This is a genomic window from Clostridium sp. (assembly GCF_032552055.1).
GTDB lineage: Bacteria > Bacillota > Clostridia > Clostridiales > Clostridiaceae > Clostridium.
The window spans coordinates 1-8,335 of record NZ_JAWGSV010000137.1 but is presented as its reverse complement, the minus strand read 5'-3'; the positions used below and the strand labels follow the sequence as shown (position 1 = coordinate 8,335).

16 protein-coding genes are annotated in these 8,335 nt (G+C 25.9%); 2 read left to right on the top strand and 14 right to left on the bottom strand.

What is annotated here, in order from left to right; genetic code table 11:
- Window positions 1-161: 161 nt before the first annotated feature.
- The 4 genes from E6248_RS10105 to E6248_RS10090 all read right to left on the bottom strand — a co-directional run bounded on the left by E6248_RS10105 (window position 162) and on the right by E6248_RS10090 (window position 2,344).
- Window positions 162-863 (bottom strand): hypothetical protein, encoded by a 702-nt coding sequence (locus tag E6248_RS10105; RefSeq protein ID WP_316340684.1) that lies wholly within the window; start codon window positions 861-863, stop codon window positions 162-164.
- Window positions 864-1,079: 216 nt separating this feature from the next.
- The gene (locus E6248_RS10100; protein WP_316340683.1) at window positions 1,080-1,364 is read right to left on the bottom strand and encodes a hypothetical protein; all 285 of its coding nucleotides are present in this window, start codon (window positions 1,362-1,364) and stop codon (window positions 1,080-1,082) included.
- Between the two features lie 174 nt (window positions 1,365-1,538).
- Complete coding sequence (locus E6248_RS10095; RefSeq protein ID WP_316340682.1) at window positions 1,539-1,673, bottom strand: hypothetical protein; 135 nt, start codon at window positions 1,671-1,673, stop codon at window positions 1,539-1,541.
- 416 nt (window positions 1,674-2,089) lie between these two features.
- Window positions 2,090-2,344 (bottom strand): DNA-binding protein, encoded by a 255-nt coding sequence (locus E6248_RS10090; RefSeq protein WP_316340681.1) that lies wholly within the window; start codon window positions 2,342-2,344, stop codon window positions 2,090-2,092.
- Window positions 2,345-2,445: 101 nt separating this feature from the next.
- Here E6248_RS10090 and E6248_RS10085 point away from each other — a divergent pair, with 101 nt between their 5' ends.
- Window positions 2,446-2,751 carry a helix-turn-helix transcriptional regulator gene (locus tag E6248_RS10085; protein WP_316340680.1) on the top strand — a complete coding sequence of 102 codons (306 nt, stop codon included), beginning with the start codon at window positions 2,446-2,448 and terminating at the stop codon, window positions 2,749-2,751.
- Between the two features lie 39 nt (window positions 2,752-2,790).
- On the opposite strand, the gene E6248_RS10080 is transcribed toward E6248_RS10085, so the two are convergent.
- Window positions 2,791-2,997, bottom strand: a complete 207-nt coding sequence (locus E6248_RS10080; protein ID WP_316340679.1) for a winged helix DNA-binding protein — start codon at window positions 2,995-2,997, stop codon at window positions 2,791-2,793.
- Window positions 2,998-3,109: 112 nt separating this feature from the next.
- On the opposite strand from E6248_RS10080, the gene E6248_RS10075 reads away from it, so the two are divergent.
- A complete protein-coding gene (locus E6248_RS10075; RefSeq protein ID WP_316340678.1) occupies window positions 3,110-3,463 on the top strand; it encodes a helix-turn-helix domain-containing protein in 354 nt (117 codons plus the stop codon).
- Window positions 3,464-3,680: 217 nt separating this feature from the next.
- On the opposite strand, the gene E6248_RS10070 is transcribed toward E6248_RS10075, so the two are convergent.
- From E6248_RS10070 to E6248_RS10030, 9 genes are all read right to left on the bottom strand, one after another.
- Window positions 3,681-3,881: a DUF6290 family protein gene (locus tag E6248_RS10070; RefSeq protein ID WP_316340677.1), complete on the bottom strand. Its 201-nt coding sequence runs from the start codon at window positions 3,879-3,881 to the stop codon at window positions 3,681-3,683.
- 85 nt (window positions 3,882-3,966) lie between these two features.
- Window positions 3,967-4,125: a hypothetical protein gene (locus tag E6248_RS10065; protein ID WP_316340676.1), complete on the bottom strand. Its 159-nt coding sequence runs from the start codon at window positions 4,123-4,125 to the stop codon at window positions 3,967-3,969.
- A gap of 347 nt (window positions 4,126-4,472) precedes the next feature.
- Entirely contained in the window at window positions 4,473-4,730 is a 258-nt protein-coding gene (locus E6248_RS10060; protein WP_316340675.1) for a hypothetical protein, read from the bottom strand.
- A 79-nt stretch (window positions 4,731-4,809) separates the two neighbouring features.
- Window positions 4,810-5,190, bottom strand: coding sequence for a DUF6364 family protein (locus E6248_RS10055; protein WP_316340674.1), 381 nt, complete (start codon window positions 5,188-5,190; stop codon window positions 4,810-4,812).
- 466 nt (window positions 5,191-5,656) lie between these two features.
- The gene (locus E6248_RS10050; protein WP_316340673.1) at window positions 5,657-6,619 is read right to left on the bottom strand and encodes a LysM peptidoglycan-binding domain-containing protein; all 963 of its coding nucleotides are present in this window, start codon (window positions 6,617-6,619) and stop codon (window positions 5,657-5,659) included.
- 44 nt (window positions 6,620-6,663) lie between these two features.
- On the bottom strand, window positions 6,664-6,927 hold the full coding sequence (locus E6248_RS10045; RefSeq protein ID WP_316340672.1) for a phage holin family protein: 264 nt from the start codon (window positions 6,925-6,927) through the stop codon (window positions 6,664-6,666).
- A gap of 18 nt (window positions 6,928-6,945) precedes the next feature.
- Entirely contained in the window at window positions 6,946-7,179 is a 234-nt protein-coding gene (locus E6248_RS10040; RefSeq protein WP_316340671.1) for a hemolysin XhlA family protein, read from the bottom strand.
- Between the two features lie 52 nt (window positions 7,180-7,231).
- The gene (locus E6248_RS10035; protein WP_316340670.1) at window positions 7,232-7,672 is read right to left on the bottom strand and encodes a hypothetical protein; all 441 of its coding nucleotides are present in this window, start codon (window positions 7,670-7,672) and stop codon (window positions 7,232-7,234) included.
- Window positions 7,673-7,785: 113 nt separating this feature from the next.
- Window positions 7,786-8,335, bottom strand: a 550-nt coding sequence (locus E6248_RS10030) for a hypothetical protein (protein ID WP_316340669.1), incomplete at its 5' end; no start/stop codon positions are given.

Sequence of the window (8,335 nt, the reverse complement as noted above, 5' to 3'; positions counted from 1 at the left end):
AAATAAATATTTATAAATCAAATTTATAAAAAACACTTAGATATTTTAATATGCATAAAAATACTAATTGACATTAAACTCGTCTCTAATTTATCATATAATAAGTAGTTAACTATTTTGTCAGGTAGAATTATATACATACTGCCTTCTGCCTGGCATTTTTAAAAATTAATATAATCCTCTAAATCTACTGCTTCTAATAGATTTTCCTTATAATCAGTATAATTATCAAATTTATTAAATTTATCTCCTTTTAAATTCTCAACCTTTAAATATTCAGCACTTTGAGCTCCTATCATATAATTAGAAGTTTCTTTTCTAACTGCAACTATAACATCTTCATTTCTAATAAACTCTCCATTTCTACTTACTTTATAATTAATTTTCAAAATATCTCCACTACAATACACGATAGGTATATAGTGAGTTAAATAGCCATTTTCCTTATTATTACCTAAGACCTCTCCAGCACCTGGTCCAGAATATAAGCTTGAATATTTAATTGAAAATTTATTATTAAGCTTAATCCCCTTTACTTCAGCCCTACTTTTTAACTTTGTACTTATAGTACTCGTTTTGGATGATTTAGTTACTAGCTCCTCAGTAACTGCTGCAAGTAATACATCACTCTCTAATACCTCTATAGAATCCAAGTCATAGATCTCACCTTTTTTAAAGCCCTCTGAAGATTCCCTTACTTGCTTGTTTATCTCTTTTAGCTCTTCATCATAGTTATAATATATAACTTCTGTAGTATCTTCTAAATCATTAAATACTTCTGATTTAAACTCTATATTAATAAGTATAAAAATAATTATCAATGCAGTTAAAGTAACTAATAGAGTAATAGCTTTCCTACTCATAATGATATACCACCCTCAAATATAATTTTACATATATAGGATAATTATACATCATCTGTTTTATAATTTAAAATAAGTTTTTAATTGATTATAATTATATCTTTGACTTTAAAAGTATTATATTTGTATTTATGTTGAATAGAGCCCTCTCTAATTTTGTAAAAATAGCTTTTTTTGAAATAACACATAAAATCTATCTAGTAAAAGTCTTATATCTTACTTATTTTTTACTTGTCCAATTCTTTCTAATAAATCATGTAAGAAATTTGATCCCCTAGATATTAAAATTGCTGTCAAAACTATTCCTATAAAAGGTATTGTAGTATTAATACCAAGCAAAGTTAACATATCTAGCTTTATATCTATACAAATTACTAATGACACAACTAATGCTCCTACTCTATCTAAACATAGCTTTCCTTTCTGCCAAGTCATTTTCAAAGTTTCCCAAACACTTTCAGCTATTAATGCAACTATCAAAATAATAAACAAATTCTCCATATACAATCCCCCATTTATTTTTATATTTAAACCCACTTATTAAATATTATTTTTATAATTGCATTCTTATAACTACTTTGAATTAGTTAATATTAATAAATACGTCACATTATTTTAAATAAAAAAATAAGACATATAAGAATTTATCTTAATGCCTTATCTTTTGTACTTCTATTAATTTTTTTCTTTTTCATGTGCTAATAATCTATTTCTATATTCCATCTCTTTTTCTTTTCTAGTTGCTCCATAAAAGAATATTAATATGAAACATATACTCATTATCCACAATAACATTAAAATAGGTATCATATATTTCACCTCTAATCAGAACAATCTTATTATTCCAATTAAGCTTGAATATAATACTATTTTTTATAAAAATTAATATTTGAATTTATATTAAAATATTCTCTATTAGTCTCTAACTTCTATCATAATTTTTTTTATTATCAAAATAAGAACTAAAGGAATATCACTAAGCATCAATATAGTGTTTTTCATGTTACAAGATAGAGCATAGCGGAGTTCTGTAATCTATAAACCTTTTATTTTACTATATTTAGTTTTGTCTTATTATGTTGCTTAACCCAGTAAACTCAACACTCATAACAATTTTCTATATTTAATTATCTTCTCATTTATTGCTTAATATTTTATATGTTAAGGGAAAAATAAGGGGAAAATAAAGAATGCAAGTCAGTATTTTTATACTGACTTTATTCATTTTAAAATATTGTCATCTTTGCTATCTGTCTTATTTTTTCCTTAAGCATTTCATTCTCTCTTATTACAGATTCGTATTTCTCTCTAGTTATGAAATCTTCTTGATATCTTGTATATTTCTCTAGTTCAGTTTTATATATTTTGTAATGCCCTCCCTCAGTTCTTTCAGCTTTTAAACTTCCTTTCTTACAAAGTTCTAATATTAACTCGTAATTTTCTCCTGCCATACCAGCAAACTTTTTAGGTGTTAAAAACATATAAATCCCCTTCCTTAATATAACTCGACACTTCTATTTACATTATATCCCACTCCTTATATAATAAACTTATTTAGTTATATTATGTTGAGGTGTTATTTATGATAGGTTCAAAAATTAATGAAATTAGGCTTTTAAAGAATATATCCTTATCCCAATTATCTCGTGATACCGGAATAAGTAAAGGGTATTTAAGTAATATTGAAAATGGAATAAAAGAAAATCCTAGTATTGATACATTACGAAAAATAGCAACTGCTTTAAATGTTAATATAGGTTCTTTCTATGAAGGTATTTTTGATTTTATTGAGGATGATGATATAAAATTAATAATGTATAAATCATTAAAGTTATCTAGTCAGGATAGAAAAAAATTATTAAAACTAATAGATATTATCTTAGACTAATAAAAAAGGTACTTGAAATAATTCATAGTAACTTTTCTGCTAATTACTAACTATTCTTATGCTTCTTGGAGATCCTTTTATCATGCTGATATATCCTTGATTCTCTAATCTCTTTATATATCCATGCATAGTAGATGGAGACTTTAAACCTACTATATCACATAACTCTCTAACAGTAGGCGGAATCCCTTCTCTATCAATATAATCCTTTATCGTATTTAATACTTCTAATTGTTTTCTAGTCATAATTATCTCCCCCTTTACTATCATTATACAGAACATACGTTTTCGTTTCAAGTGCTTGTTTTATATGTTTAATATAATGAAAAATGGATATAAATCTAACGAGGTGATTTTTGTGATTCCTATAAAAATAGATGTGAAAATTGAAGATGAATTAGTAAAAGAATTTATTTATAATATATTAATAAAATACAAAAGCTTAAGTATTAAAAACAATTCAACTAATATCAAATCTGCATCTTATTTTAAAACCTCTAACATTGAACTTCTCACTATTAAGGAAATTTCTAAACTTCTTAAAACGGTTGACCCTACAGTAAGAGGATTAATTGATAAAGGTTATTTAAAAGCTTTAAAACTCGGAAGATTAAAAGTTCGAAATGTAGAAATTCAAAGATTTCTTGAATGGGCTGAAGGTAAGGACTTTAGTGATTTAAATAATATAATAGATTTAAATTTTAATACTTAGTAACTACAAAATGTCGGTAATTTTAAACTTGCCGACATTTCTCATAATATTAATTATCTATATTAAATAAAAGGAGTAAGAATCGCCTTACTCCTTTGACTATAAATTAATCGTAATATATAATTATATTGGCTAGTATATAAAAAGAATTTGCTTAGTACGCTTTTCCTAAAATTCAATTTTTATACTGGCTATTTTTATATCTAAATTCATATATTCACCTTCCTAATTTGATAAAATCATCTATTTCTTTCATAGCTAAATTTCTAAAAAAATCTGATGCAGTCATTCTTTTTAAATCACAATATTTCTTAATTAAAATTTTTTCTTTTTTATTAACTCTAAATTCAATTCTATCATCTAAAATTACTTCTTCTTTATTAAATATAGAATTAATCAACTCTAATATCTTACTCACTGCTCTCCCCCACTTCTCTTTTACCTATTTTCTATACTTTTAAAAGGCTTGTCCGTACGTGTTAGGACTGTACGGACCTAGGATTCTACTCTTTTCCTTTGATATTAGGTAAGGGAATAGTACCCAAAAGCATATCTTTTACAATAGATCCTGGATTACTATACTTAATAAGTTCTCGATACAAAAGAAGTTCTTTCTCTTTACCCTTAGAAAACTCTAAAACTACTCTTAATCTTTCTGCCACCAATGACACCTCCCATAATTGCTCTATGGTAACATTGTATGCACTGTATTATATGTATAGACCTTTATTGTTTAGATTTATTAGAAGTGGACAGTAATTAAGTGATTACAAGTAAAATAGCACCTAAATTACCTAGATGCTATTTTACTGATTTTATCTTGAGGTTATAAATACCTATTAGCATTTATTCAATGTGGTTTTGCGCATTAAGGGAATATATATTCTTAACACTAATAAGTATTTATACATATATTATAAATTTTGTTATAAAACTACTCAATATCAACTACCATTTTTTCACTGTGACAATTTTAGGTAAATAAAAAGCACTCCTAATTAAAGAGCGCTTAAATTTTAAACAATATCCATTTGTAACTTTTAGCATCATATTTAACTTCAAAGATTTTCTCTATCCCATTTATTGTAGATGTACAAGTAAATTTCTCCATAATGTTTCCTGCGAGTTTTTCCTTCTCACTCTTTAGTATCTTATTAATCTTAATTACTTTAGATCCATCTTCTTCTATCTTAAATTTGATTGGATTGATAGAACCATCTTCATTAAACCAAGCAATCATTTGTATTGGCCTAGCTACAACTTTCATAAAAACACCCCTATTGGTAAATCTTAATAAAATTATAGCGAACAAACGTTTGTTTGTAAAGTATAAAACCACCTTGCTTTTATTTAATTTTTTTAACAAAATCATTATCAATCAAAGCAAAATCTTTAACTTCTATAGGTATTAATTCTATATATTTATTATTCTTATATAACTCAAAAAATTCACTTTCAATACACAATACTAACTCATCATTATTATAAAAGTTCACTTTATCTCCTAAATCCTCATATTTAGTATAGTTAAATAATTTATCATTATATTTTACGCTACCACTATCTAGATACTTATTCAAATCAGATATGCATACTATTTTTATATTAAAATGTTTTGAAACCAATGAACATAATATATCTGATACTGATGTATCTTGTTCCAATGCTAATTTTTTCAACTTCTTTATATCTTCTTCTTCGATATAAGTCGTTAATTTCTTTCTCAAAATATCACCTCCATAATTTAAGTATATATTTATGACGTCATAACGTCAATATGAAGAAATAAAAAAAAGGCTAGTAAGTAAGATTTTTCCTACCTACTAGCCTTTTAATTTTCTATTAACTCTTCTTTCCTATTTCTAAAATTTAAATTTCCAATTATCCCTAAATATAGTATAATCAAATAAATGTCTTTAGGATTGGAGTGATTTTTTTGAAATATCTTATTGGATGTATTCTTTCTATTTTGACCTTTATAATTTTCTTTCTTTTAAATTCTATTATTTTCCCAATGATAATATCCTCTTTTATGCCATCTGTATCAGTTCAACAATCATATCGCATTCCTGTATACACTGGAATGGCAATTATATGTGTAGTTATAGTAATATGTACATATATAATATTAAATAAAATTGACTCTCTAAAAAAATAAAGGCTAGTAAGCATCTCTACCTACTAGCCTTAAAATTATCTTATTTTTAAATTTTGTCCTGGATAAATTAAGCTTGGATTACTTAATCCATTTAATGCAGCTATAGATTGCCATGTAGTACCATACTTAGCAGCAATAGTAGAAAGGTTATCCCCTTCTTTTACTGTATAGTTAATAGTGTTATTTGTTCTATTTAACTTTAATACTTGTCCTGAATATATTAAGTTTGGATCACTTATATTATTAATCCTTGCTAGCTCTTGCCATGTTGTTCCGAATCTAGCTGCAATACTAGAAAGATTATCCCCACTTACTACTGTATAAGTATCAGTTCTTGCAGGCTCTTGTGGTTTTACATTAGATGTACCCGCTCCATATCCATTCTTACCTTTAGATTTAATTATTGAAGGATAATCTACTAACATATAATTTTGGTCTACTGTTTGGCCATTAATTTTAGTTGATCTAAGATAGTTAGTTTCCCCTCCAAATTGCCACATTCCAACTTGTCCTGTATAAGTTAGCTCTGTATTCCATTGAGCAACCCACATAGCATATTCTTTCTTAATATCTTCTTCTAGATAATTATCTATAAAGCTCTTAGAAGAATAAACCCCTACAAAATACCCTCTAGATTCCAAATACTCTAAATATGCTCTAGTTACAGCTGATGCTTGAGCTCTGCTTAAATTTTTGTGTACCTGATCCTCTATATCAAAATAAACAGGTAAATCAAATTGCTTACTAGCTAATACATTACTTAATAAAAACCTAGCTTCTTCTATAGCTTCTGCTGGAGTTGTTGCCATAGTATAATGATAAACACCAACATCTAATCCTGCTGCTTTTGCATTTCTATAGTATTCTTCAAACTTAGTGTCTTTACTTAAGTTATATGCTCCTCTTAAGATAGCAAACCTAACACCTTCATTCTTAGCTTGATTAAAATTAAAGTTCCCTTGCCAGAAACTCACATCAATTCCAAATACGTTACTCATTTTTTTATTCCACCTTTCATTATTAAAATATAAAAAGAAGCACACTATTGCTCCTTACTTACCCTACTTATTTGTTTACCAGTTTGATTAATTCCTACAGCAACTCCCCAACATAATATACCTTGTAAAAAGGCTGCTGCAGTACGTCCAGCTAAAATCATGCTAAAGGCAATTGTAAAGGCCATTAATATCACTGTTATATAATTGTCCTTTATCTTTTCTATTTTCTTTAAAAATACCCCTACAACATAAGTAGCGGCAATTAATATTAATAAGTTTTCTGGTATAAAAGTTAATAAATTTTCCATTTTACATACTTCCCTTCATTAATTAAATTTAATAAAAAAAGCTATTACTGCGCTTATTAAACTGCCAGCAAAAGCTCTCCATAACCATTTATTATTTTCCTCTAAATCTTTTATTCTATTGTTTGCTACCTTAATTTTTTCCTCTTGAACTTGAAACTTCAAGTCAGTATTTTGAACAATGCCCGTTAATGTAGTTTTAATTTCAACAACATTTTCTCTTATTTCATAAATAACATTATTCTCATCTGCCATTTTACACCTTCCTTTTTTGCAATATAAAAAGAGCCTACAAATTGTAAGCTCTTTATTTTTTATTATTTTCTTGTAAAATTTCACTAACACAACTTAGTAAAAACTTCATAAATATTAAGTTATCTTCCATTTTTTCATCTCTATATGAAAATGTGTATAAATATAAAGCACCAAAAACCAAAAAAAATACCAAAAATATTTTTCCGTATTCTAAAGATTCAGGGTAATATTGCAAAATAGTAGTTATTACAGAAATAACAATTGCAATATTGGCTAATCTCAAACCAACATAACTATCCCAGTTAGTGCCTTTTTTACTACTTTCAATAGTTAATTTTAATTCTAAATTTTTAAGTTCTCTTTGAGATTTTTTTCTCAGTTTTTTTATAACTTTCTTTTTTAAGTCCAAATAATCTTTTACTTTCTCTTTTACATTAAAATATTTATTATATTGGATAACTAACTTATCAAAATCACTCTTTAAAACCCACACTTCTTACTTTTACCCCCTTCACTATTATTAATTTTATAGTGCTTTATGATAAAAGGCAAATTTAGCGAAAAATGTATTTAAATATTTTTATTTAAGTTAGTACGCAATAGTTATCAAATCTGAATCAATTTCACTGTCTTTTTTGATAATACGTGTAAAATAGATACACCTGCAATAGTTAACACTACATATATTAAAATATTAGTGAAGTTAAAATTATTACTGATTATAAATATTAACAAGGTATGCATTAGATATACTTCATAAGAAACTTTACCTACCATACTAAATCCTTTAAATATATTATATTTAATAAAAATGAAAGACATTAGTACAATTCCCAGTGCAATACTTTCTTTTAATACAAAATCGATAAAATTAAATATAAGATAAAAGGAATTATCAGGTATTATTTGCCTAACTATTAAAGTAGACACACCTAATAAACATAATATTATCCCTTGTATAAATAACTTGCTCCTATTAATCATTAAAATTTCTTTTTTATGATTAGCAATAATAATGCCAATAATGAATGAATATGCTTGTTCTGCAACAATTCCATTATTCAAAAATATTATTATTGTTGATAAAAATATAAAAATTTTTATTTTATAGTTTTCTGGGAATATTTTAAATATAACATAGAAAGCTATATATAAT

Excerpts from the sequence above, each read along its gene's own strand:
- E6248_RS10105 (WP_316340684.1), bottom strand. The coding sequence starts at position 863 with ATGAGTAGGAAAGCTATTACTCTATTAGTTACTTTAACTGCATTGATA.
- E6248_RS10100 (WP_316340683.1), bottom strand. The coding sequence starts at position 1,364 with ATGGAGAATTTGTTTATTATTTTGATAGTTGCATTAATAGCTGAAAGT.
- E6248_RS10095 (WP_316340682.1), bottom strand. The coding sequence starts at position 1,673 with ATGATACCTATTTTAATGTTATTGTGGATAATGAGTATATGTTTCATA.
- E6248_RS10090 (WP_316340681.1), bottom strand. The coding sequence starts at position 2,344 with ATGTTTTTAACACCTAAAAAGTTTGCTGGTATGGCAGGAGAAAATTAC.
- E6248_RS10085 (WP_316340680.1), top strand. The coding sequence starts at position 2,446 with ATGATAGGTTCAAAAATTAATGAAATTAGGCTTTTAAAGAATATATCC.
- E6248_RS10080 (WP_316340679.1), bottom strand. The coding sequence starts at position 2,997 with ATGACTAGAAAACAATTAGAAGTATTAAATACGATAAAGGATTATATT.
- E6248_RS10060 (WP_316340675.1), bottom strand. The coding sequence starts at position 4,730 with ATGAAAGTTGTAGCTAGGCCAATACAAATGATTGCTTGGTTTAATGAA.
- E6248_RS10050 (WP_316340673.1), bottom strand. The coding sequence starts at position 6,619 with ATGAGTAACGTATTTGGAATTGATGTGAGTTTCTGGCAAGGGAACTTT.
- E6248_RS10045 (WP_316340672.1), bottom strand. The coding sequence starts at position 6,927 with ATGGAAAATTTATTAACTTTTATACCAGAAAACTTATTAATATTAATT.
- E6248_RS10040 (WP_316340671.1), bottom strand. The coding sequence starts at position 7,179 with ATGGCAGATGAGAATAATGTTATTTATGAAATAAGAGAAAATGTTGTT.